Here is a 22,645-nt window from a genome sequence, read left to right as displayed (position 1 = left end):
CAAGGCCGGTTTAGTTAAGCGTCTACATAGTCCATATTGAACTGATCAAGCTATGCTTCTGCTGAATATAAAATTCGTTAATTTGCTAATTGCTTATCTATATAAGCCGTCATGAGCTGAAACACCTCATCAATGTTCAATTCAGAACTATCAATGAGATAAGCATCAGCCGCTGGTTTGAGTGGAGCAACTTCTCGCTCCATGTCACGTTTATCACGCGCCTCAATATTAGCTAAAATATCGTTTATTTTAGCATCCAGCCCCATACCCTGCAACTGCTTTACTCTTCGTTCAGCACGAGATTGGGCTGAAGCAGTTAAATAAATCTTCGCTTGTGCTTCAGGAAAGATAGATGTAGCCATGTCTCGACCGTCTGCAACCAAACCAGGGGGCTGTGCAAAAGCATGCTGGCGATCAACCAGTGCAGCTCTAAGTTCAGGAATCGTTGCAACTTTTGATGCAAACTCACCAACTCGCTCAGTGCGAATGGTTTGACTAACATCCTCACCCTTAAGCAAGACTTGTGTGCCTTGCGCAGTGCTTAAAAATTGTATGTCTAAATGTGTAGCAATTTCCACACATTGTGCCAACTCTGTCGCCACAACATCTAACAAATCATGCTGATGTAAGGACAATCCCAACAGACGATAGAGTGCACCTGAATCGAGCAAATGAAACTGATAATGCGCTGCTATTTTTGCAGCGAGCGTGCCTTTGCCCGAACCACTTGGACCATCAATCGTAATAATTTGAACTGTCATTGCTTACCCAAAGTTTGTTATACAGATTTAGCGAGTTTTGAAAAACCTAGTTTAATCGCAGATTTAAGCTGTGCAAGGATTAATTTACTGACAAAAGGTACACGTGCCTGTAATTCAATCGTATAGGTCACTAAAGTTTTATTTGGATCAATTGCTTCGAACTCAATAATCCCGAGATGATGCTTGATGAGTGGATTTTTAATAATTTTGTATTCAATCCGCTCATTCACTTTCATTAATGTGATTTGTTCTTGTAAAGGCTTAATAGGACCGAAGCCCATACGACGAACAGAACCTAGACCATCAGGGCGTTCTGGATCTGCCGAGTCTTTTACCCGAACCACTTGGACTGGTGCAAATGCAACGTTATACGTGGAGTGTTTAGACAGTAAATCAAACACCTGCTCTAAAGGCGCACTAAACTCTTTCTTAATCTGAATATAATTCATGGTCGATTCCAATATATTATTTGACAATTTTAATTGTCATTTTATTTTACATGAAATGAGCATTATACAAACATCTCTGTCACTTTTCTTGTAAACGAGATAGTCGTTTTTGCTCGCGACGCATTTTAAAAAATTGACTAAGTTGCAACGAGCATTGCTCATGCAAGCAACCTGCTTCAAACAAAAACTGATGATTATAATACCCTGTTTCAAATAGTTTACGGGCACTGATTAAAGAGCCTGCTTTGGGTTCAGTTGCTCCAAAAACCACTTTTGCAACACGTGCATGCACTAAAGCACCCACACACATGGTGCATGGCTCAAGCGTCACATATATGACCGCATCATCAGGTAAACGATAATTTTGTATATTTTGACAAGCATCTCGAAGAGCTTGAACTTCTGCATGTGCGGTAGGGTCATTCAATGAAATAGGTGCATTAAAGCCTGAACCAATAACCTTATTCTGGCTCACGATGACCGCCCCAACAGGAACTTCTCCTTTTGAAGCGGCAACTGCAGCTTGCTCTAAAGCAAGCTGCATCCATTCACTGTCCGTTTTTAAAACATCTGTCATAAAGTCAAATTAGATTAGGTCGTAATGCTTAAGAAGTTCGTTCCAACTTGCGATAGTTGTCGTTGGCGGATTTCCAGCAAAAATACCTTTTAAGCTATTATTAACCCCTTGTTTCCATGCTGGTGACAAATCTTTATCCACTAAGCGCGCGCGTACACCCTCAACGAAATCTGCATGGCGAATTTTCCAGTCAGAAATTTGTGTCTCAAGCTCAAAAACTTCATTCCACGAATGAACCTGTTTACCCCACTGCCATAACAACCATGTTAATGCAGCAGTTGTAGGTGAACCTTTTTGCAAGTTCTCACTGGCTTGACGAAGCCAATCGCTACGCGCATCACTTAAACCGACAATAGCATCATAATCATGCTCAAAGTTCACACCACGACATACACTATGAATCACATCCAACGAGTTTTGTAGTGGGCCTGGACCTACCGGGCGGTGCATACTATTTAAGGTATCATCAATCGCTCTAAAGTCACCTGCTGGATAATGGCTCCAATCAATATTGATCAACTTTTCAAGCACGGTACTACGTTGCGTATCACAAATATGGGTGGCCCAGCCTATACCATATGCGCCAGCTGCCGTCATAATTGAACCCGTTAAGCCAGTAAACAAGCCAATAGCACCACGATCTGCCAAGAAGCGCGTTGCGCCAACATCTGGATACAAACCGATATTAATCTCAGGCATCGCCAAACGTGAATGCGGTGTGACCAAACGGAATGGCGCAGCCATAAACAGACCTAAACCACCACCCATCACATAACCTTCGCCCCACACCAATACTGGTTTTGCATAATTATGCAATAGTAGGTCCAGTGCATATTCTTGTTCAAAGAATTTATTTGCTGTCGCTACTTCATCATTAATCACCAATTGACGCAACTTACGCACATCACCACCCGCACAGAATGCTTTTGGGGTCGTAGAATCTAACCAAATGGCTTTAACAGCATCATCATTATGAAAGTCTTGAAATACTTCAAATAGAGCAGAAACGATCGTTTCATCCAAAGCATGAAGTGATTTTGGTCGATTCAGACGAACAATGCGCCAACCATTTTTTGCTTCTTCTACAATCAAATCTGGATGGTAGTTTTTAGAAACGGGAGAATATGTCATGCGTCCAGCTGCCAGTCTATAGGCTCAATGCCATGTTGTTTAAGATAATTATTGGATTTTGAAAAAACTTTACAACCGAAGAATCCACCACGGTTTGCTGCCAAAGGTGACGGATGTGCCGCCTTTAACACCAAATGTTTTTCTTGATCAATCCGTTGTCCTTTCCGCTGCGCATATGCTCCCCAAAGAATAAAAACAATATGCTCTCGCTGTTCATTTAACACATCAATCACATGATCAGTAAAGTCTTCCCAACCTTGTTTTTGATGTGATGTCGGTTGACCAGCTTCAACGGTTAATACACTATTCAACAGCAAAACACCTTGCTGCGCCCAACGAGTTAAATCCCCATGTTTAGGTATTTCAATACCTAAATCTTTATTTAACTCATGGAAAATATTACGTAAAGATGGCGGTAAAGCAAGTCCTCTTTGTACGGAAAAACTGAGTCCATGCGCCTGCTTGGGTCCATGATACGGGTCTTGTCCCAGAATCACTACTTTTACATTTGACAATGGTGTTGTATTAAATGCATTAAAAATCAGTGCATTTGGCGGATAAATCACTTTATTCGCCTTGATTTCTGTAACAAGAAATTGCTTTAACGCATCCATTTTTGGACTCAGTAAAAAATCACTTAATCCATATTTCCAACTGGCATCCAGCTGAATTTTATCAAGCTTGGTTTGCTGTTGTTCTGTTAAAGACATACTTGCGCCTTATTCCTTGACTTTATATTCTGTGACAAATTTCACAATTTGACTTGCAATTCTACATTCGGATTATGAAATTTGATACCTTCTTTTAACTTGCTATACATTTCAGTATCATTCCATTCTGCTTGAATTTGCTCTGAAAATTCTATTTCATTAAGAGCTAAAAGTCCCATCTGCTCATTTTCAATATCTTCAATAAAGCTTTGCGCATAACCCGTATCTGTTTCATGCACAATCACAGAATACACTTCCACGTCACCCTCACCGTTTTGAGTTACAGTCGAAGCAAGTACTTGTTGGGCAAGGTAAAAGAAGATACGCGAAAATTGCTCAGCGGATGGTGAAACTGGTAAAGATACCCAACGCGCACTAAATGTTTTACAGGCTTGAATATATTCAGGATCGTCGTTTTGCCAAAAACAAATTGCATGATCAAAAGAATCATAAAGATCTTTAATCACACCTTTGAGCAAACCAAAGTCATAGACCATTTGACCATGATCCAATTTAGAGGCTTTGAGAAGTAATTCTACTTTGTAGCTATGACCATGAATCGAACGCTTACAACGATCCGAAGTACAATTACGTACAATATGGGCATTTTCAAACTTAAATAACTTACGAATTAACATATGTCGTAATGCAATCAAACTTTCTGAGGATTAACTTTAATTATAAAGCAAAAGTTAATAGATGCTCATTTATTTTATTGTTGAAGTCGATTGACAAATCATATCAATCTGCCCAACGACGTTTAAAACGGTGCCATACTTCGATATGCCACATAAACTGTTTGTTCTTTTCGCACCAAATCACTACTAAATTGACGTTTACGCTCATTGAGCATCACGTCTATTCTTACTTTAAAATAATTGGATTGAACACCCAGAAAATCATTAACCGCAGCCCGCTGCTCTTCTTCAATCTGATTAAACGGATCAATTTCCCACAGCTCACTGACATTAGAAAAATGTTTAAGACTGGCCTGTTGTTGTTTTTGCATGTTTTGAATAGCTGATATATCTAGTTTCGGGTCAATACTTGCCAATACCAACGCAGGTGCTGTATTTATATTCACCTTTAAGGCATTGCTCGATAATGCACTGACATAAGGTGCGATGAGTTGATAATTACGACCTTCAAAACCACGAACCAACTTCAACTGCTCGATATTATAAAAAGGTCGATTTGCTGGTAAATAACCTTGAGCTAAACTTTGATAATAAGTCGATTCTGCGCCCATCGACCCACCGACTTCGTCATTTTCATCTTGCCAGTCAATGACTGCTTCTGAAAGTTGTGCAGGCAATCCAACACGCTCTAACAATTTTTCAAACCAGAGTTTTGCAGCTTCATTGACTGTTCCGTCTGATTTAAGCAGCCCATTTAAATTAAATTTACCCGACTGATCTTCCAGACGCCCTGAAACAAAACCGTCCTCTACTGGAAAAGCAGGCATAGGCTTTGCCCACGTTTCTTGTAGATGATCAACATCCGCAGCATTCTGTGCATCATCCACCAACAATTCAGCAAAAAAAGCTTCAGCACTTTTTGCATATAACAAGGCTTGGTTTTGTCTCATTAGATAAGCAGTACTTTCAGCCGTATTGCGCTGATGTTTCGCAATAGTCGCAGCGAGGATAGTTGCTAAAGCCACCATCACCAAAATCGTAATCAATGCAATACCACGCTGAAACCGCATCAAAAGGTGCCCCTATTCGCAACGAATATATTTAAAAACAAATGGTTTGGTATAAAGCCCGCGTGTTTCATGTCCTACAACTTAATCTTTTTGTTTTAAAAAGTCGGTATTTAACAAACTAAATACCCATTCATAACGCTCATCATTGACTGTGAGGTTTATTTTTAAACCGCGAGGCAACAGCTTGGCCTGTGCTAGATCATGATCATTTAATGCTGCTTCAGGCCACTGTGCTAATTCATTTGGATTGAGCACCATCACTTGAAATTGATCGACCGACTCCATTAAGACACTGGTTTCAGGTTGGTCATGACCTATTTGATTTAAGTTTTTATATTTATAACGATACAGTTTTTTTTCATCTGCTTTGTAAACATATTCAACCCGTTCTTCAGGTGGTATACCTTGCATTAAAGGATCTGTCACACCCGTTTTACTAAAACTAAGCTGTCCATCTTGCAGCACCAAAGCAGGCTGAATTTGATCAGCCACATTGGCTGTAATTGGAACAATTTGTACCGAGTCACGTAGCAATTGCTGATAAGCTTCTTGTAACTGCCCTAAACGTTGCTCATGTTGCGTATTTCGATCTTTGATCTTGATTAGATAATCAAACACTTTCCAGCCCAAAGCGGACAATACAGCAAAAATTGCTATCGCCACCAATAACTCAACCAAAGTGAAGCCTGAGTGTTGTTTCATGGCTGGCTTCCATCACGATGGTTAAAAAAGACCAAGCTCGTAACACCTGAATCCACTTTTCCAGTTTCAGTATTCACCAAGCTCACTTGAACATTGACGCGTTGGACATTGGCACTAATCGTTGCCTGAGCCGATTTATCAATTTGCCAAGTTTCTCCTTGCTGAGTGATTTGTTTAGAGGCTGTACCTTGTAACCAATCACGATTGATTTCCATCATGGAAATTTCATTCAAAGCAACAAATTGAGCTTTGGTTCGTAAAATTGCATGTGCAGTAGACTGGGTATATTGCATACCTACTTTGGTTAAAGCGACCGCTGCGGTAGCAAAAATAGCCAGAGCAACCATCACCTCCAACAATGTAAATCCTGAGAAGTGGTTAATTCGAGCAAGATTCGATCTAAGGGGTACTGCCTCGCAAGAAAGACCCAAAGCTATGTTTGAGGGGCGAGGAGTCATGAAATACTGTTTCATCCGAGCACAAGAATGCAGGCGATGTTGTAAACTTTTAGCTCGCATTAATCTTACCTAAATGATCAATTTCAATTTCCGCCCCCACTGGTTCATTCGCATAATAAAATTGAACGCGTACAGGCTTAGCCTCCCCATTTCCCAGCCAAATCAATTTAGGGGCATTTTCTTGGATTAAATCATTATTTCCCGCTTTCGAAGCGTCATAATCTAAAGATTGCACTGCGAAAGAAACATTCTTGGCTAAAACTTGCTGAGGAAACTCTGTATATGCTTGCCACTTTTGCTGATTTTGCATCGTATTATTTTGTTGTGGTGTAAAAGCTGTTAGTTGTGGATTTTTATATTCAATCACATTATATGAAAAATCGGCGACATCAGTTGCAGGATGAATTTCTAATGCCAACACACGTGCCTGATCATTGGCTTCGCGTGCAATTTTCTGCACATCCATTATGAAAAAATCACGGGCTTGCGCCGCTTTACGTTGATCAACCCCATTGATATTCAACATCACCAATGATGCCATAATGGCCATAATCACAATCACCACCATCAACTCAACCAGTGTAAATCCTTGAATCCTTGAAGGTGGTTTCTGTTTCATAGATCTAATCCGCTAAGCAAAATATCCCGCGGCACCCATTTGTTTAGGCATCGCCAAAGCTTGGTCAATATAAGCAACACGCAAGGTATCACGCGAACCCAAATAACGTTGATAAAAACTAGAGTTTAAAATGGCTGCCGCACCATGCGTTAAAGACCAAATAGAAGCCAAATAATCGCGTACCGTCATTTGGCTGTCGATCGACTCTAAATACCGCTCCGTCATACGAATAATCAAACGCAAACGTTGCTTACGCACCTGATAAAGCTCGGTAAATAAATGATAGATCCCAACACCAGTGGTCGATAATCGCTCTTCGATTTGGTGAAATAACACCGTCCGTTCAGGATGATGCAAATGATGAAGCATAAAAAAAGCTAAATGTTCAGGGAACTGCTTATCCGTGTCCTGAATCATTTCAAGCAACATGCGCTCATTACGAATAATAAGCAACATATACAGTTCATCTTTACTTTGAAAATGCTTATAAAGCGTACCTTTTGCCAGATCCAATTCTGCTGCCAATGCATCAAGGGTCATTCCTGCTTCGCCATTTTCTAAAAGCAACTGTTCAGCCACTTGAAAAATTAACGCTTCTCTCGCTCGAAACTGAGCCTGACGATCCATCTTCACCCTATCACTCTCTTATACGCTTTTATCGTTTCAATTTTATTTACTTCATCTTGAGAAGGTTTTCAAAATTCTGCGTTGTGATGAAAGCCATCTCTTCCAAGGACTTATCATATACGTCTGCCAAGGCTTTTGCTACATAAGGAACGTACTTTGGTTCATTAGACTTTCCTCTATACGGCATAGGCGCTAAATAGGGGCTATCCGTTTCAATCAAGAGGCGGTCTAAAGGAACTTGTTTTGCAACATCACGCAGGTCTTGCGCATTTTTGAAAGAGACAATACCTGAAAATGACACATAATAACCACAATCTAAAACTGCCTTGGCTGTTTCCCAATCTTCAGTAAAACAATGCAAAATACCATGCGTTGATTTTTCAGCACGAATAATATCCACAGTATCTTGTTTCGCCGAACGGGTGTGCACAACAACTGGTTTTTTTACGGCTTGTGAAGCATGAATATGTCGTGCAAAACAGTCTTTTTGTTCTGCAATAAAATCTGTGCTATGAAAGTAATCAAGCCCAGTCTCACCAATCGCCCATACCTTTTCAGGTTGTGCAAGTTCAATTAAATAATCTGTACTTGCACGCGCCATAGTTTCAGGATCTTCACAAGGATGCACACCAACGCTATAACCTACATCGTTATGACGAGCCGCTATTTTTGCCAATTCAATATGGTCATCAATATCAACCGAGATGCTCATAAAGCGATGAACGCCAGCTTCACGTGCCTGCGCTAATGCTAAATCTAAACTCCCATCATAAGGCGTTAAATCCAACATGGTTAAATGGCAATGCGTATCTACAAACACAGGCGTTTCCTACTTCACTTACATAATCACATAGTGTAACTAGTTCGACCTTCAGACTTAAGACCTGCAAGCAATTTTTCCGCCTCAGATTTGTAATAAACCCCTTTCTCTCCAGAAAGCTGAATCCCAAATCCTTGAAGTTTGATTCCATTTTGTTTTTGAGAAACCCAAATAACTTTGCCCGTCAGTGGAATTTTTTGCGACTGTTCTGGCAATGTTGCCAAAACAAAGACTTCCTCGCCCAATTTCACAGGCTGCTTAGATGGAATAAACAAACCACCACCTACAACAAAAGGCATATAACTAGCATATAACGTTGCTTTATCTGGAATATTGGCTTGAATAATTCCGCCCATACGTGGTTGCATAAAATTCCCCTGTTTTAAACATCCATCAACCGAATACACAATTGGTCGAGCACTAAATTAGTTTGTACATTTTGTTCAATATATTGTTTTGACTGTTGCAGCTCAGCATAAATTGAAAACAACGTTTCAAGTGAATACTGTTCTGCTAGCACACTGAAATCCAAATCAGTGTTTTTCAACTGTTGATTTAGCTTGACACAAATCAAATCTGACAACAAGTACTCAAACATTTGAATAAAATCACTAAATGCGAGCACTTTGTTCCACTTGGTCGCAATTGCCATTGGCATATTTTTATCCACTACCAACTTTTGCCAATCTTTTAAAAATTCAGCCCGTTGAGCCAACCATTCGCTCTCGGATAATGCAATAGCCTGCAAAGGCATGTGATTAGATAAATTCATCAGCAAATGTAGCTGTGCTAAGTCACTATTGGGCAAATGTTGATTTAAAAATTGCTCTGCTTGTTGCGGTTGAATCCGATCCAAAGCGAAGTGTTGTAAACGACTACGAATCGTCGCAGGCAGTTTTAAATAGTGGTCTGCCAATAAGATGATAACAACACGATCACCCGGTTCTTCAAGCGTTTTTAGTAGCGCGTTGGCTGATGCAATATTCAATGCTTCGGCCGGCTCAATCATGACAACACGCCAACCATCCACGGTTTGTTGTACAAAAGGCAAAAGATCACGGATTTTTTCAATTTTGATTTTGGCATTTTGCTTTTTATTGTCTTCATCTGTGGTGATGTGAACATAGTTAGGGTGTGTATCCGCCTTTAACCACTGACAACTTCCACACTCACCACAGGCTAATTGCTTAGCTTGTCGATTAGCACACAACACCCAAGCCAAAAACTGCTCAGCAAAAGTCTCTTTACCACAACCTTTTCTGCCATAAAACAATAAGCCATGACCAATATTGGGAAATCGTGTCGTCAACGTTTCCCAAACACTTTGATGCCACGGATAAATCTGCTCAGGCAGGGTTTGTTTCATGTCTAAAACCTAAGTCCAATTATGCAAAATGAGCCACATCCATGGCATTGAGTCGGTCTAAATCTTCCTGAGTATCGACACCTGGCGGTAAATTCGCTTCTGCAACATCTATCGCAATACGATGACCGTTTTCTAAAACACGTAGTTGCTCTAAGCTTTCAAGTTTTTCAAGTGACCCCATGTCCCATGTCACATACTCTTGAAGCAATTTCACACGATAAGCATACAGCCCCAAATGGCGATAGGCTTGATGATGTAAGCTTGGTTCTGCTTGTTTTGCTGCATCACGGTCATAAGGAATAGTGGCACGACTGAAATATAGTGCTTGCTTGTATTTCGACATCACAACCTTAACAATACTGTCACGTTTAAACTCATCTAGATGCTGAATGGGCTCACACAAAGTCGACATTGAACAATCAACTTGAGACTCTAAAAGCTGTGCAACTTGCTTAACTAAACTTGCAGGCAATAGCGGTTCATCACCTTGAACATTCACAATGATATCTTCGCTGGCCCAGCCCTTAATTTTTGCCACTTCACTTAGGCGGTCTGTACCAGATGGATGATCTGTCGAAGTTAACACCACATCCACCCCTTCAGCTTTACAGAGATCATAAATTCGCTGATCATCTGTTGCGACGCACAAATCATCAAAACCCTCTACCTTTTTAGCCTGATCAACCACTCGTAAAATCATTTCACGACCATGAATTTTAAGCAAAGGTTTACCAGACAAACGTGTGCTCGCAAAGCGCGCAGGGATAACAATGTGTTTCATAAAAAACCTTAAGAAATTTTAATACCAACAGAGGCAAGTTGTTGATGCAAAGTGTCATAACATGTGGCTGACAAAACAGCATCGACAGGAACAACCCAAATATCACGAGAATAACTTGGGTTTTGTTTCAGCAAAGCTAAAATTTTAACAGCATCTTTTTCAGTAGTAATGATCGGATTGGCATCATCAAAGACCAAATCTTCTAATTCATATTCATGATGATCAGCAAATTCATGACACTGGAACTGCTGCACGCCCATCCCTTCTAAAGTGCGATAAAAGCGCTGAGGAAATCCAATCCCCACCACAGCATAAAAGTCATCTTGCCGATTAAATACTTTGGCTTCAGTGCTGTTCAACAAATAAGGCTCTGCGACCTCTAAATGCATATGCATCCTATATGTAGGATGATCGGCATGCTCAATTACTGTTCCTTCATTGAGCCTTGACTTTGGTTCGCGCAAATAACCTTCAGGCAATAATTTCGCATTACCTAAACCACGATTATTATCCAACACAATCCATTCAATTTGACGGTTCAATGCCCAGTGTTGCAGACCATCATCACTAATAATTAGATCAATAGGAGAATGCGATAACAGGAGCTCTATGCTTTCTTGTCGGTTTGGTCCCACAGCCATAGGTACATCTGTTGACTGCACAATCAAAGTAGGCTCATCACCGACATATTCGGGCACCGAGTTTAAGTCTACCAGTGCTGGAAAAGGCCCTTTTGCACCATAACCACGACTAATGACTCCGACTCGAATATTTTTACTTTGCAAATAACTGACGAGATGAATCAACAGCGGTGTTTTACCACTCCCGCCTACGGTGATATTGCCAATCACCATCACAGGAACAGGAGCGGTATAGGCTTTTTTAATATTACACCGATACAGTTTTCGGTTCAGAAGAAAACCACCTCGATATAACCAAGACAAGGGTCGAAGCACAATTAACCACTTTGCCTGTGAGTTCCAAGCATCCTGAATAAACTGCGCACCTGACATGGTTTAGTTTTCCTCAAAATTACGCTGATGGAGCTGATAGTAGGCACCTTGTTTTGCAATAAGCTCGGCATGGCTACCTTGTTCTACTATACGCCCTTTATCCATCACCACAATACGGTCTGCATTTTCAATCGTCGATAAACGATGGGCAATCACAATCGTTGTACGGTCACGCATGGCTGCATCAAAAGCACGTTGAATAAAATACTCAGACTCATTATCAAGTGCACTGGTTGCCTCATCTAGAATTAATACAGGCGCGTTTTTCAAAATTGCACGAGCAATCGCAATACGTTGACGTTGTCCACCTGATAGATTAAGACCTTGTGCACCCAACTTAGTGTTATAACCTTGCGGTAATGCCATAATAAAATCATGTGCATACGCAGCTTTTGCTGCCTCAACAACCTCTTCATCAGAGGCATTTTCAAGCTGACCATAGGCAATGTTGTCACGCACAGTACGATTAAATAAAACCACTTGTTGATTAACCATTGCAACTTGATTACGCAGACTATTGATTTCAATGTCGTATATATCTATACCATCAAATAGAATCTGGCCTGATGTCGTATCTTGGAAGCGAACCAACAAATTTACCAAAGACGTTTTACCAGCACCTGAGCGCCCCACCAGCGCAACAGTTTCACCCTCTTTTACACTGAGGTTAAAATCATGTAGAGCATGATGACCATCGGTATACACCAGATTAACATCTTTAAAGTCAATATTACCTCTTAGCGCAGGCGTTAAAGTGCCCGTATTTCTCTCTTCTGGTAAGTCTAAAATTTCAAAAACAGAATGCGCCGCAGCCATACCACGTTGAATCTTCTCATTCACATCTGTCAGTGCTTTAATCGGTTTGCTCAACATACCTGCTGCTGTAATGTAAGCCACAAATTGGCCCGCACTGGTGTCTTGCATGATTTCTGGACGCAACGCAATCCACATCACTACACTTAGCGAAATGGACATAATAAGCTGTACAATCGGACTATTTAATTGTTGTACAACCACCATTTTTAAGCCACGTCGCAAATTTTCCATAGACGTATCTTTAAAACGCTGTTGCTCATAAGTCTGACCACCAAAACCTTTGACCACCAAGTGACCATTGACTGTTTCTTGTACAACATGGTTCACATCACCCATGGTATTTTGTACTTGAATAGATAACTTACGCATACGCTTCGCAGCTTTACGAATAAGCAGACCTATCAGCGGGGCAAAAATCAAAATACATAAAGTCAAACGCCAATTGCTATAAATGAGATAGCCAAGTAAAGCAATGGTAATCAGGCCTTGTTGAACAATGGTTTTTAAGGACTCTGAAGATGCAGCCGTTAACTGCTCAACATTAAACATGATTTTTGCAGTGATATGACCACTGTTATTATCGAGATAATACTGTGAGGGCAAGCGTAATAATTTAGCAAAGACGACTTGGCGAATGTTAAAAACCAAGTTTCTTGAGATCACGGCTGTAAAATAGCCACCCATAAACAAACCTAGCCCACGAAAAAACATCACCAGTACAACCAATAATGGAAATAGCGAAGTGAAACTTTGATCACGATGCTGAATTGCCTCAATAATTTTTTCAAGCAATTTAGCGACAGAAACCTCTGTCGCTGCATTTATAGCAAAACCAATAAATACAAGAATCGCTACGCCCCAATACGGTTTTAAATAGCTCAGTAGACGTAGATAAACTTTAAAATCGTGTTTCACTAATAACCTCGGGAAGGCACTTTCGTACTAATATTGACATTTACAAATCCAAGCTGACCAGCCACATCCATTACACGAATAACATCTTGATGAGTTGCTTTAGCATCAGCAGCAATCACAAACATTAGATCACGACGGTCATTAGAAATCTGTTTAATTGCGGTATTTAATTCTGATGTATCTTTCGATGCAATCGACTGACCATTGATTGAATAGTGTCCTGTGGAATCAACAACAACTTCAATTTTATGATCAAATGTCTTGGGCGGAACTCCCTGCGCATCGGGCAAGGTTAAATTCATACGGCTAAATTGATTAAATGTTGTGGTCAGCAATAAAAACACCAAAATAAACAATAAGCAATCAATCATTGGTGTGAGGTTGATATGAATATCTTCAACTTGTGTGCGCTTGAATTTCATCGTTCACCTTAGCTCGCTTGTTTAACCACAACATCATCATGATTTTCAAGCAACGTTTCTGATTGCTTATAAAATAAAGCGGCATGAAACAAGGTCGATTGCTGTTCCAGTTCAGCAATATATTCTTGTACTAAACGCTGAAAATAGCGGTAAGCAAACAGTGCTGGAATCGCAATGAACATCCCTGCCGCTGTCGTAATCAAAGCTTTTGAAATCCCTGGAATCATCAAAGTTGGATTACTACTGTTACCAATATCAATCATTAAGAACGACTCGATAATACCAAGTACTGTTCCTAATAAGCCTAACAACGGAGCAACAGCACTGAGTGTACCTAGAAAATTAATATTTTTTTCAAGATAGCCAATTTCCTGAGACGCTGTTGCTTCCATCTGTGCACGTGCAAACTGTTCACCTTGAGTTTTACTTTGGTAACCCACTTCCAAAATTCGCCCTAATGTTGTCGTCTGTAAATCAGACTGTTTAAGTTTAGGCAAAATGCTTTGTATGCTTTGTGATGGAGTCAAAAGTAAATCTTTAGGTAGAATCGTCGATCTTTTCAGGCGAATAAAACGCTCCAAGCTAATCGCAACAGTAAAGATTGAACAGAGTACAAGGGGGAGCATGAGCCACCCCCCTGCTTTTACCAATTCCCACATAACACTTCCCCAAGTATTTATAAATTGAAAATAAAATTATTCAGCCAAACAAATATTCAAAATACCATCCAACTCATCGAGTGAATGATAATGAATCGTGAGCTTACCTTTGCCTTGTTTATTATGATCAATTTTGACATTTGCGCTAAAACGATCCGTCAAACGTTGCGTCAACTGTTGAATATCAGGCGCAATTTCCGTTTTTTCTTTTTCTTGCTTAGGTGCATTAAAATCACGAACATATTGTTCAGTCTGACGTACAGACAAACTCTTCTCAATTACTAACTCTGCAACTTTGAGCTGATCTTTTGCCTTCAATGTTAAAATGGCACGCGCATGCCCCATATCGAGTAAACCCTGTTGCATAAAATCTTTCACAGGTTCAGCAAGACTCAATAAACGAAGTAAATTACTTACTGTGGTACGCGCCTTACCCACCGTGTCAGCGATTTCCTGATGGCTCAAGCCAAATTCATCATGAAAACGTTGTAATGCCATCGCCTGATCGACAGGGTTTAAATCTTGGCGCTGAATGTTTTCGATTAAAGCCAGTGCAATGGCAACTTGATCGCTCAAGTCCCTCACAATAGCAGGAACTTCTGTTAAGCCTGCAAGTTGCGCCGCACGCCAACGACGTTCACCCGCAATAATTTCATAAGGATGTTGTTCATTGTCAATTGGACGAATCACAATCGGTTGCATCACCCCATGTTTTTCAATAGATGCAGCTAGCTCTTGTAAGTCTTGCTCATTGATAAAACGACGTGGTTGATATGCACCGCGTTGTAATAAATGAACATCAATCTGCTTGAGTTGACCATGATCAAGCGCTTGTGCTTCAAGTTGTAATTTCTCTTTTTGGATTGAGCCAAGTAAGGCATCTAAACCACGACCTTTTGCTAGTCCACGTTTCTTAACGGTCATGCGTTACTTCCTTTTTTCACTTTGCTTTTCTTAATCATTTCAGCAGCCAAATGTAAATAAGCCACTGCGCCCTTTGAGCTTTTTTCAAAATAAATCACAGGTAAACCATGTGCTGGCGCCTCAGCCAATCGCACATTACGCGGAATGACCGTGTCATAGAGTTTCTTACCGAAGTATTGTTCTAATTCTTCAGATACATCCCGTGTCAGAGCATTACGTGCATCATACATAGTACGTAATACACCAATAATTTTTAACTCTGGGTTCAATGCTTGTTGAATACGATCAATCGTTTGTGTTAAATCAGCCAAACCTTCTAAAGCGTAGTATTCACATTGCATTGGAATCATCACACCATCCACTGCGGCCAAAGCATTGACCGTAATCAGACTTAAACTTGGTGCACAGTCTACAATGATGTAGTCAAATGCTTGTTCGACCTCTTTCAATGCCTCGCGAAGGATAAACTCGCGACCTTCTTGCTCAGCAATCGCCAACTCTACGCCAGCCAAATCACGGTTTGCACCCAAAACTTTATAGCCAACCTCAGCTTTGGTAATTGCAGTTTCAATCGGCACTTCGCCCAGCAACACATCGGTCACTGAATATAGTAAGTCATTTTTTTGAATGCCTGAACCCATGGTCGCATTGCCTTGCGAGTCCATATCAACCAATAACACCCGCTTTTTCAGTACTGCTAAAGATGCAGCCAAATTTACTGCGGTTGTGGTTTTACCAACACCACCTTTTTGGTTCGCAATCGCAATAATTTGTGCCATGACCCGCCCAATCCTTTGAATTTTTTAGATACGTTTTAATAAAAGTAAGTGGCGTTGTTCGTCCAAACGTGGAACCTTTAACGCAATAATTTCACAGCTAAATTCATCTTTAAATGCTTCGACTTCATCCTGTGGGATCAAACCTTTCATCGACGCAATAATGCTGTCTTGATGCATATATGGTTTAGATGCACTGATGAAATCCGTTAAAGATGCAAATGCGCGACTGGTAATAACATCAAACTGCCCAAGCTCGTTAATGCTCTCTTCATTCTCAACACGCGTTTGAACCGCAATTACATTGGTCAATTTTAAGTCTGCAATAAACTGCTTTAAAAAACGAATTTTTTTACCATTTGAATCAAGCAGAACACATTGACGCTCAGGTTGGCAAAGAGCAATAATCATGCCTGGCATGCCACCACCTGTCCCAATATCCAGTAAACGGCCCTGCGGTAAATCTCTTAAAATACTTAAACTATCTAATAAATGCTTTACCAGCATTTCTTTAGGATCACGAATCGCTGTTAAATTGTAAGCTTTGTTCCACAGCACAAGGGCATCTTGATACTTCAGCAATAGATTTAATGCTTCTTCACTCAAATCTAAGCCAAGCTTTTGACTACCTTGCTTTAAGTCTTGAAAAAATGGATGCATAAAGAAGACATCTCAATAAAATTAAACTGAAGTATACCGATTTCTAAGCCGTGGAACAGTAGTTAACGCTTAGTGATTATGCACTTAAACATACTTACCTTGACGAATCTGTAGATCTAGATCACTTAATCGCTCAGGTGTGCCAACATCTACCCATGTTGCCTGCATTTTTTCAGCAGAAATTTTACCAGCCGACATCGCTTCTTTTAACAAAGGTGCCAATGGTCGCTTACCTGCGTCTAGTCCATCAAACATACGTGGATGAAGCACAGCAACACCACTATAAGTTAGCGCCTCACCCGACTGCTCTTGTTCAAAGGTATAAGCCCGTCCTTGATTTAAAATAAAATCTCCTTTGAGATGCTGCACTGGATTGGCAACAAAAACCAAATGAGCTAAATCCTCTCCCAAATCAACATTAAGTAATGATGCAAAGTCAAAAGTCGTCCAGACATCACCATTGATTAAGATAAAAGGTTGCGTACCCAAAAGTGGCAAAGCATTAATGATGCCACCTGCCGTTTCCAACCCTTCTTCCTCACGAGTCCAGCGAATATCGACCCCAAACTGTGAACCATCACCCAAAGCACCAATCAATATATTCGCCAGCCAAGCTGAATTGATTACAATTTCTGTGACCCCAATTTGTTTGAGCTTCTCAATATGCCAAACAATTAAGGGCTTGCCACCGACCTCGAGCAAGGGTTTAGGTTTATACAGTGTGAGGGGGCGCATACGGTTGCCTAGCCCCGCTGCCAAAATCATCGCCTTCATGCAACAACCTCATATTTGCCATATTTTGCTTCAAACTTCTGCATCACTTTATCGCACATAAACTGCATAAAAGGTTGTAGTTCTGCATAAGGTTTACTTTCTTCAAGTAAATACCACATCACCCGTGGTAAATCTTTGAGATAACCTGATTTGCCATCACGCTCAAATAAACGTACAAAAATGCCCAAAATTTTAATATGTCTTTGAATCGCCATTAAATCAGCATCTTGCTTAAACTGCTCAAAGTCACGCCCTTCTTTTGCTGTAGCAGGCAACAAGCCATAAAACACTTTAAACCACTGATAAACCCGCTCAGGATTCCACTGTACATATGCATCGCGTGTAATTGAAATCAGATCGTAAGTATCCGCACCAATCACCGCATCCTGAAAGTCAATCACACCTTGCTCTTGCTCATCGGCCAAAAGCATCAAATTTCGACTGTGGAAATCACGGTGCACAATCACTTGTGGCTGTGCTAAAGCAGCATTGGCTAAAATCGCAAAGGTACGTTTAATCAGCGCAGATTCAGCATCGGAGGGTTTAATCTGTAAACTAGGCAGTAACCAGTCCGTCAGCAGGCTCATTTCCGTCATTAATTTTTCATAAGAATATGCAGGAAAATGCCCTTCACCATCAATGGATTGCAATTGAATCAACTGCTTAAAGCTCTGCTCATAATGAGCATCGACCGTATTATCATCCAACTGTGTAGACAGCAAAACATCTCCAAAATCTTCAAGCAACAAGAAGCCTTGATTTAAATCTTTCGCAACAATATGCGGTACCCGAACACCATTAGCATCGAAAAATTCATCAATCGTCACAAAAGGCACACAATCTTCTTTTTCTGGTGGTGCATCCATGAGCATAAATGTTTTATTATTCAATTTGATTCTTGCATAACGACGGAAGCTTGCATCGCCTGCTAAAAAGTTAATTTCAAATTGATCTGAACCAAGTACAGATGAAATCCAAGTTTGGATCAATTGTTCACGTTGTGTATTCATTTGCGATAAATTCTAATACAGGCTGAGTTTTTAAAGTGCTAAGTGTAGCCACTTATCAACTTTTTCTCTATGATGCGACAATAATTAATTGCGATTAAGCATACTTGGTAAATGAGACACATGAAGCATCAGTTTAAATTTAATCCTTTAGCGACTGCGATATTTACCCTTCTTTGTGGTAGCTCAATCACAAGCTATGCTGCAACATCGTCTACTTCTATTTCAGACGAACAACAATCACTGAAACAAGCTTTACAAGAAAGCTATCCAGGGCAAAAGTTCTACGAGCAATACTATGTTGATAAATCGTCTCCTGAAGCCCAGCAGCGACAAGGCAAGTATTTAAGCTCAGCCTATTGTCAAGGAACATGGTTGACGCCTGTAAGCCCTGAAACCAAAGCTGTTGATGCTACCAATGCAACCTCTACAATCACTGCGGATTATGGTCATTACAATCCACAAGGCAACTCTGTTCTTGAAGGCAATGTGCTTATTGACCAAGAAGGGCGTCAAATTCGTGCCGATAAAATCACCATTGATCAGACACAGACTTTTGCCAATGCAGAAGGTCGTGTGCAAATGGCGCAAAGTGGATTATTGGCTCAAAGTGATCAAATCAATTACAACCTCAAAACCCAGCAAGGTGACTTAAAAAATAGTTTTTATATTGCTGAAGAACAACATGCGCATGGACGTGCAGAACAAATTTTACGTCAGTCGCAAACAACCACTACCTTAAAAAATGCAACTTATAGTACATGTCCGCCAGAAAAAGCACCGACTTGGAAAATTCAAGCAGATGAAATAAAACTCAATCAAGAAACAGGCCGTGGTGAAACGCGTGGTACCAAACTTTATATTAAAGATGTGCCTGTACTCGCAGTTCCTTATTTCAACTTCCCTATTGATGACCGACGCACTACAGGTATCTTGACACCAAGTTTCGGCTTCACCAATGATGGAGGCATCGAACTTGCAGTCCCTGTTTATTTAAATTTAGCACCAAACTACGATGCAACCATTACGCCTCGTTACATCAGTGACCGCGGACCTATGATTGAAGGTGAGTTTAGATATCTCACTGAAAATTTCGGTTCTGGCCAAATTTGGGGTGGTTTCCTTTCATCTGATCGCAAGTATGATGATCAAGACCGTAAAGACTTACACTTTTTACATAACTGGCAAATTAACGAACAATTTTCGACAAACCTCGAATATAACTACGCATCAGATAAAGACTATTTTACGGACTTAAGTAATAATCCAAATACAAAAACAGATCTAAATCTTCGTCGTGCATGGGAACTCAACTATAAAAATGGGATCCCAGGCTTAAAAGCTCAGCTTAAAATTGAAGACTTCCAAACACTGGATGAAACAACACCCTACGTTGACCGTCCTTATGCCCGCTTACCTCAGTTTTTACTCAACTATAAAACTGGTAATGCTTTAGGCTTAGAATACGAATTTAATAATGATACAGCCTACTTTAAAAAGGATTTTGGTACGATTGATGGCGATACCAACGACAGTTTCGAACCAAGTGGTACACGTGTCTACAATGACTTTTCTGTACGTTACAACTATCGTACACCTTGGGCATTTGCGATCCCACAGATCTCTATTCGTAATGTAAATACATTCTATGACCAAGACACGATAAATGAATTTGATAGCACGAATCGTTCATCAAAAGACAAATCATATACTGTTCCACAAATTACCTTTGATGCTGGCTTAACCTTTGAAAAAGAAGGCACATTCTTACAAACCCTCAGTCCGCGCATGTTCTATGCGTATGCTCCATATAAAAATCAAGATGGTGCACCAAACTTTGACTCTGTAGCCGCATCCATTAACTATGATCAACTATTTAGCCCTAATCGTTTCTACGGTCATGACCGCTTAGAAGACAATAACTTCTTGTCGTTAGGGCTCAGTTATAGCTTATTTGATACTGTCGGTCTGGAACGCTTAAAAGCAAGTGTTGGTCAAAGCTATTATTTTGAAGACCGTCGTGTGACTCTTGATCAAACCACAGATTTGTTTGATAACGAAAAACATACTGGTCCAATTGTTAGCGTATCAAGCCAACTCTCACAAAACTTTACCCTTGGTGCTAATTCGGCTTGGATGTCAAATGGCGACAATGCTCAACGCGATTTACAGTTGTATTACACAGGGGATAAAGGCAATTTATACAATGTGGGCTATTACTACCGCAAAGAAATCGCGAACCGCCAAGAGCACTACGATCAAGTGGTTGCATCTTTTGTACAACCTGTACATAACAACTGGCGTATTATGGGCCATGCTCAGTATGACCTTGACAATAATGTCGCGCGCGAATACTTACTAGGCGTCAATTATGAAGCATGTTGCTGGGGTATCTCGGTGTATGGGCGCGAGTATTACAACGACTTAGATGACGTTAGCGATTCAAGTGTAAAACCAAACCGTGCAATTATGGCTGAAGTCACCCTAAAAGGCTTAGGAGGACTAAACAGCAAACTTTCATCATTACTAGAAAATCGTATTCTAGGCTTTAACAATATTAATCAGACTTGGACAGACCGTTAATGAAGACAAAACAGTTCAAACAATTTTTTAAAGCGAGTGCTTTAGCTTTAGCTCTCGCAACCGCTATTCCAACTTTTGTACACGCGTCGGATGAAGTTGTTGCTGTTGTCGATAACAGTGTTATTTTAAAAAGTGACTTAGAAGCAAGCATGGCTGAAGTTAAGCACCAACTTGAAAGTCAGAAAAAACAAGTTCCACCTGAGCAGTATTTAGCACAGCAAGCTTTAGAACAACTGATTATTCGTCAAACCCAGCTTGAACAGGTTAAACGCTACAACATTCAACCTGATGAGAAAAGCTTGAATGATGCTGTTTTAAATGTCGCGAAACAATCTGGAACAACAAGCCTAGAAGCATTTCAACAAAAGTTGGACAAAATGGCACCAGGAACCTATGCTTTTTTGCGTAGTCGTATTGCTGAAGATTTAGCGATTAGCCGTTTACGCCAACAAATCGTCACCTCTCGTATTCAAATCTCAGATCAAGACGTTAAGAACTTCTTAAATACCCCACAAGGTCAAGCTGCATTAGGCAATCAAGTACATGTCTTACATGTGCGTGTTTCTGGTGACAATGCTGACGCTGTGGCGAAACAAGTCAAAAACGTTCTCGCAAGCGACAATGATGTTGCTGCAATTTCTAAAAAATTCAGCACAGCCAACACCAAAGTTGAAGGTGCAGATATGGGCTTTAGAGCACTTTCTGATATTCCAAGTGAACTTGCTGCACGTGTGAGTCCACTCCAAGTTGGACAAACCACTGACCTTATTACAGTCCGTGATGGCGTACATATTTTAAAGTTAGTTGAACGTAAAGGTGCAGAGCAAAAAGCCATTGTACCCCAATATAAAGTACGTCACATTCTTATTCAGCCATCAGAAGTAGTTAGCCCTGAAAACGCAAAACAAATGATCGACAACTTGTATAATCGTGTAGAAAAGGGGGAAGATTTTGCAATTTTAGCTTCGACCTATTCAAACGATACAGGTTCAGCACGTGATGGTGGTAGTCTTGGTTGGGTTAGCCCTGGCGTCATGGTGCCTCAGTTTGAAGAAACCATGAAGAATACCCCTGTTGGACAAATTAGCAAACCATTCCAGACTCAGTTTGGTTGGCATATCCTACAAGTGACAGAAACACGTCAGCAAGATATGACGACTGAATACCAAGAGCGCATGGCACGTCAAGTTTTAGGTGAACGTCAATTTGATGCTGAACTAGATAGTTGGTTACGTGAAATTCGAAACAAAGCTTATGTTGAGATCAAAGATCCAAATTTAGACCGTAAAAATAACAAGTCTTAAAATGTGGCACAAAAAAACCAGCATGAATGCTGGTTTTTTTATGACAAAGTCATTTAAAAAATTTTAAATAAAAAAAGCCTCTC

General features: G+C 40.4%; 26 protein-coding genes. 2 read left to right on the top strand and 24 right to left on the bottom strand.

Annotation, left to right across the window (positions count from 1 at the left end; translation table 11 throughout):
* Nucleotides 1-77: 77 nt before the first annotated feature.
* The 24 genes from cmk to GBI16_RS01505 form a co-directional block, all read right to left on the bottom strand.
* Nucleotides 78-761: a (d)CMP kinase gene (cmk, locus tag GBI16_RS01620; protein WP_086210130.1), complete on the bottom strand. Its 684-nt coding sequence runs from the start codon at nucleotides 759-761 to the stop codon at nucleotides 78-80.
* 17 nt (nucleotides 762-778) lie between these two features.
* Nucleotides 779-1,210, bottom strand: coding sequence for an SRPBCC family protein (locus GBI16_RS01615; RefSeq protein WP_086210131.1), 432 nt, complete (start codon nucleotides 1,208-1,210; stop codon nucleotides 779-781).
* Nucleotides 1,211-1,289: 79 nt separating this feature from the next.
* Complete coding sequence (gene tadA, locus GBI16_RS01610) at nucleotides 1,290-1,787, bottom strand: tRNA adenosine(34) deaminase TadA (RefSeq protein ID WP_086210132.1); 498 nt, start codon at nucleotides 1,785-1,787, stop codon at nucleotides 1,290-1,292.
* 9 nt (nucleotides 1,788-1,796) lie between these two features.
* Nucleotides 1,797-2,918, bottom strand: coding sequence for an enoyl-CoA hydratase/isomerase family protein (locus tag GBI16_RS01605; protein WP_086210133.1), 1,122 nt, complete (start codon nucleotides 2,916-2,918; stop codon nucleotides 1,797-1,799).
* Complete coding sequence (gene ung / locus GBI16_RS01600; RefSeq protein WP_151706392.1) at nucleotides 2,915-3,628, bottom strand: uracil-DNA glycosylase; 714 nt, start codon at nucleotides 3,626-3,628, stop codon at nucleotides 2,915-2,917. The genes GBI16_RS01605 and ung overlap by 4 nt, the downstream gene beginning before the upstream one ends.
* 41 nt (nucleotides 3,629-3,669) lie before the next feature.
* The gene (locus GBI16_RS01595) at nucleotides 3,670-4,266 is read right to left on the bottom strand and encodes a 6-carboxytetrahydropterin synthase (RefSeq protein WP_119063422.1); all 597 of its coding nucleotides are present in this window, start codon (nucleotides 4,264-4,266) and stop codon (nucleotides 3,670-3,672) included.
* 122 nt (nucleotides 4,267-4,388) lie between these two features.
* Nucleotides 4,389-5,336: a type II secretion system minor pseudopilin GspK gene (gspK, locus tag GBI16_RS01590; RefSeq protein WP_171494519.1), complete on the bottom strand. Its 948-nt coding sequence runs from the start codon at nucleotides 5,334-5,336 to the stop codon at nucleotides 4,389-4,391.
* Nucleotides 5,337-5,417: 81 nt separating this feature from the next.
* A complete protein-coding gene (gene gspJ, locus GBI16_RS01585; RefSeq protein WP_151706390.1) occupies nucleotides 5,418-6,038 on the bottom strand; it encodes a type II secretion system minor pseudopilin GspJ in 621 nt (206 codons plus the stop codon).
* Nucleotides 6,035-6,496 (bottom strand): type II secretion system protein, encoded by a 462-nt coding sequence (locus GBI16_RS01580; RefSeq protein WP_404814565.1) that lies wholly within the window; start codon nucleotides 6,494-6,496, stop codon nucleotides 6,035-6,037. The genes gspJ and GBI16_RS01580 overlap by 4 nt, the downstream gene beginning before the upstream one ends.
* 49 nt (nucleotides 6,497-6,545) lie before the next feature.
* Nucleotides 6,546-7,115: a type II secretion system protein gene (locus GBI16_RS01575; RefSeq protein WP_086210138.1), complete on the bottom strand. Its 570-nt coding sequence runs from the start codon at nucleotides 7,113-7,115 to the stop codon at nucleotides 6,546-6,548.
* A gap of 12 nt (nucleotides 7,116-7,127) precedes the next feature.
* On the bottom strand, nucleotides 7,128-7,742 hold the full coding sequence (locus GBI16_RS01570; protein ID WP_110973936.1) for a TetR/AcrR family transcriptional regulator: 615 nt from the start codon (nucleotides 7,740-7,742) through the stop codon (nucleotides 7,128-7,130).
* Between the two features lie 46 nt (nucleotides 7,743-7,788).
* Complete coding sequence (locus GBI16_RS01565; protein WP_110973935.1) at nucleotides 7,789-8,562, bottom strand: TatD family hydrolase; 774 nt, start codon at nucleotides 8,560-8,562, stop codon at nucleotides 7,789-7,791.
* A 26-nt stretch (nucleotides 8,563-8,588) separates the two neighbouring features.
* Complete coding sequence (locus GBI16_RS01560) at nucleotides 8,589-8,930, bottom strand: PilZ domain-containing protein (RefSeq protein ID WP_086210141.1); 342 nt, start codon at nucleotides 8,928-8,930, stop codon at nucleotides 8,589-8,591.
* A gap of 14 nt (nucleotides 8,931-8,944) precedes the next feature.
* Nucleotides 8,945-9,928, bottom strand: a complete 984-nt coding sequence (locus tag GBI16_RS01555; protein ID WP_151706389.1) for a DNA polymerase III subunit delta' C-terminal domain-containing protein — start codon at nucleotides 9,926-9,928, stop codon at nucleotides 8,945-8,947.
* 19 nt (nucleotides 9,929-9,947) lie between these two features.
* Nucleotides 9,948-10,709 carry a 3-deoxy-manno-octulosonate cytidylyltransferase gene (gene kdsB / locus GBI16_RS01550; RefSeq protein ID WP_086210143.1) on the bottom strand — a complete coding sequence of 254 codons (762 nt, stop codon included), beginning with the start codon at nucleotides 10,707-10,709 and terminating at the stop codon, nucleotides 9,948-9,950.
* Nucleotides 10,710-10,717: 8 nt separating this feature from the next.
* Nucleotides 10,718-11,722, bottom strand: coding sequence for a tetraacyldisaccharide 4'-kinase (lpxK, locus tag GBI16_RS01545; protein ID WP_086210144.1), 1,005 nt, complete (start codon nucleotides 11,720-11,722; stop codon nucleotides 10,718-10,720).
* Nucleotides 11,723-11,725: 3 nt separating this feature from the next.
* On the bottom strand, nucleotides 11,726-13,453 hold the full coding sequence (gene msbA, locus GBI16_RS01540) for a lipid A export permease/ATP-binding protein MsbA (RefSeq protein ID WP_086210145.1): 1,728 nt from the start codon (nucleotides 13,451-13,453) through the stop codon (nucleotides 11,726-11,728).
* The gene (locus GBI16_RS01535) at nucleotides 13,453-13,875 is read right to left on the bottom strand and encodes a biopolymer transporter ExbD (RefSeq protein WP_086210146.1); all 423 of its coding nucleotides are present in this window, start codon (nucleotides 13,873-13,875) and stop codon (nucleotides 13,453-13,455) included. Before GBI16_RS01535 ends, msbA begins: the two co-directional genes overlap by 1 nt.
* 8 nt (nucleotides 13,876-13,883) lie before the next feature.
* Nucleotides 13,884-14,534 (bottom strand): MotA/TolQ/ExbB proton channel family protein, encoded by a 651-nt coding sequence (locus tag GBI16_RS01530; protein WP_086210147.1) that lies wholly within the window; start codon nucleotides 14,532-14,534, stop codon nucleotides 13,884-13,886.
* 36 nt (nucleotides 14,535-14,570) lie between these two features.
* Nucleotides 14,571-15,458 (bottom strand): ParB/RepB/Spo0J family partition protein, encoded by an 888-nt coding sequence (locus GBI16_RS01525; protein ID WP_086210148.1) that lies wholly within the window; start codon nucleotides 15,456-15,458, stop codon nucleotides 14,571-14,573.
* Complete coding sequence (locus GBI16_RS01520; RefSeq protein WP_086210149.1) at nucleotides 15,455-16,237, bottom strand: ParA family protein; 783 nt, start codon at nucleotides 16,235-16,237, stop codon at nucleotides 15,455-15,457. Before GBI16_RS01520 ends, GBI16_RS01525 begins: the two co-directional genes overlap by 4 nt.
* A 24-nt stretch (nucleotides 16,238-16,261) precedes the next feature.
* Complete coding sequence (gene rsmG / locus GBI16_RS01515; protein WP_086210150.1) at nucleotides 16,262-16,894, bottom strand: 16S rRNA (guanine(527)-N(7))-methyltransferase RsmG; 633 nt, start codon at nucleotides 16,892-16,894, stop codon at nucleotides 16,262-16,264.
* Nucleotides 16,895-16,978: 84 nt separating this feature from the next.
* Nucleotides 16,979-17,668, bottom strand: coding sequence for an N-acetylmuramate alpha-1-phosphate uridylyltransferase MurU (gene murU / locus GBI16_RS01510; RefSeq protein WP_086210151.1), 690 nt, complete (start codon nucleotides 17,666-17,668; stop codon nucleotides 16,979-16,981).
* Nucleotides 17,665-18,678, bottom strand: a complete 1,014-nt coding sequence (locus GBI16_RS01505) for an aminoglycoside phosphotransferase family protein (RefSeq protein ID WP_086210152.1) — start codon at nucleotides 18,676-18,678, stop codon at nucleotides 17,665-17,667. The genes murU and GBI16_RS01505 overlap by 4 nt, the downstream gene beginning before the upstream one ends.
* A 120-nt stretch (nucleotides 18,679-18,798) precedes the next feature.
* Here GBI16_RS01505 and GBI16_RS01500 point away from each other — a divergent pair, with 120 nt between their 5' ends.
* Entirely contained in the window at nucleotides 18,799-21,258 is a 2,460-nt protein-coding gene (locus GBI16_RS01500; RefSeq protein ID WP_086210153.1) for an LPS-assembly protein LptD, read from the top strand.
* On the top strand, nucleotides 21,258-22,562 hold the full coding sequence (locus GBI16_RS01495; protein ID WP_151706388.1) for a peptidylprolyl isomerase: 1,305 nt from the start codon (nucleotides 21,258-21,260) through the stop codon (nucleotides 22,560-22,562). Before GBI16_RS01500 ends, GBI16_RS01495 begins: the two co-directional genes overlap by 1 nt.
* The last annotated feature ends 83 nt before the right edge of the window (nucleotides 22,563-22,645 follow it).

Origin of the sequence: Acinetobacter sp. TUM15064 (assembly GCF_008980265.1) — a bacterium.
Lineage (GTDB): Bacteria > Pseudomonadota > Gammaproteobacteria > Pseudomonadales > Moraxellaceae > Acinetobacter.
This window is presented reverse-complemented; position numbering and strand designations above follow the sequence as displayed.

Coding starts and splice junctions, on each gene's coding strand:
- tadA (WP_086210132.1), bottom strand. CDS start 1,787: ATGACAGATGTTTTAAAAACGGACAGTGAATGGATGCAGCTTGCTTTA.
- lpxK (WP_086210144.1), bottom strand. CDS start 11,722: ATGTCAGGTGCGCAGTTTATTCAGGATGCTTGGAACTCACAGGCAAAG.
- cmk (WP_086210130.1), bottom strand. CDS start 761: ATGACAGTTCAAATTATTACGATTGATGGTCCAAGTGGTTCGGGCAAA.
- GBI16_RS01580 (WP_404814565.1), bottom strand. CDS start 6,496: ATGACTCCTCGCCCCTCAAACATAGCTTTGGGTCTTTCTTGCGAGGCA.
- GBI16_RS01595 (WP_119063422.1), bottom strand. CDS start 4,266: ATGTTAATTCGTAAGTTATTTAAGTTTGAAAATGCCCATATTGTACGT.
- gspJ (WP_151706390.1), bottom strand. CDS start 6,038: ATGAAACAACACTCAGGCTTCACTTTGGTTGAGTTATTGGTGGCGATA.
- GBI16_RS01615 (WP_086210131.1), bottom strand. CDS start 1,210: ATGAATTATATTCAGATTAAGAAAGAGTTTAGTGCGCCTTTAGAGCAG.
- GBI16_RS01570 (WP_110973936.1), bottom strand. CDS start 7,742: ATGGATCGTCAGGCTCAGTTTCGAGCGAGAGAAGCGTTAATTTTTCAA.
- GBI16_RS01495 (WP_151706388.1), top strand. CDS start 21,258: ATGAAGACAAAACAGTTCAAACAATTTTTTAAAGCGAGTGCTTTAGCT.
- ung (WP_151706392.1), bottom strand. CDS start 3,628: ATGTCTTTAACAGAACAACAGCAAACCAAGCTTGATAAAATTCAGCTG.
- kdsB (WP_086210143.1), bottom strand. CDS start 10,709: ATGAAACACATTGTTATCCCTGCGCGCTTTGCGAGCACACGTTTGTCT.
- GBI16_RS01520 (WP_086210149.1), bottom strand. CDS start 16,237: ATGGCACAAATTATTGCGATTGCGAACCAAAAAGGTGGTGTTGGTAAA.
- GBI16_RS01575 (WP_086210138.1), bottom strand. CDS start 7,115: ATGAAACAGAAACCACCTTCAAGGATTCAAGGATTTACACTGGTTGAG.
- GBI16_RS01500 (WP_086210153.1), top strand. CDS start 18,799: ATGAAGCATCAGTTTAAATTTAATCCTTTAGCGACTGCGATATTTACC.
- rsmG (WP_086210150.1), bottom strand. CDS start 16,894: ATGCATCCATTTTTTCAAGACTTAAAGCAAGGTAGTCAAAAGCTTGGC.
- GBI16_RS01535 (WP_086210146.1), bottom strand. CDS start 13,875: ATGAAATTCAAGCGCACACAAGTTGAAGATATTCATATCAACCTCACA.
- GBI16_RS01560 (WP_086210141.1), bottom strand. CDS start 8,930: ATGCAACCACGTATGGGCGGAATTATTCAAGCCAATATTCCAGATAAA.
- gspK (WP_171494519.1), bottom strand. CDS start 5,336: ATGCGGTTTCAGCGTGGTATTGCATTGATTACGATTTTGGTGATGGTG.
- GBI16_RS01605 (WP_086210133.1), bottom strand. CDS start 2,918: ATGACATATTCTCCCGTTTCTAAAAACTACCATCCAGATTTGATTGTA.
- GBI16_RS01530 (WP_086210147.1), bottom strand. CDS start 14,534: ATGTGGGAATTGGTAAAAGCAGGGGGGTGGCTCATGCTCCCCCTTGTA.
- murU (WP_086210151.1), bottom strand. CDS start 17,668: ATGAAGGCGATGATTTTGGCAGCGGGGCTAGGCAACCGTATGCGCCCC.
- GBI16_RS01555 (WP_151706389.1), bottom strand. CDS start 9,928: ATGAAACAAACCCTGCCTGAGCAGATTTATCCGTGGCATCAAAGTGTT.
- GBI16_RS01525 (WP_086210148.1), bottom strand. CDS start 15,458: ATGACCGTTAAGAAACGTGGACTAGCAAAAGGTCGTGGTTTAGATGCC.
- GBI16_RS01505 (WP_086210152.1), bottom strand. CDS start 18,678: ATGAATACACAACGTGAACAATTGATCCAAACTTGGATTTCATCTGTA.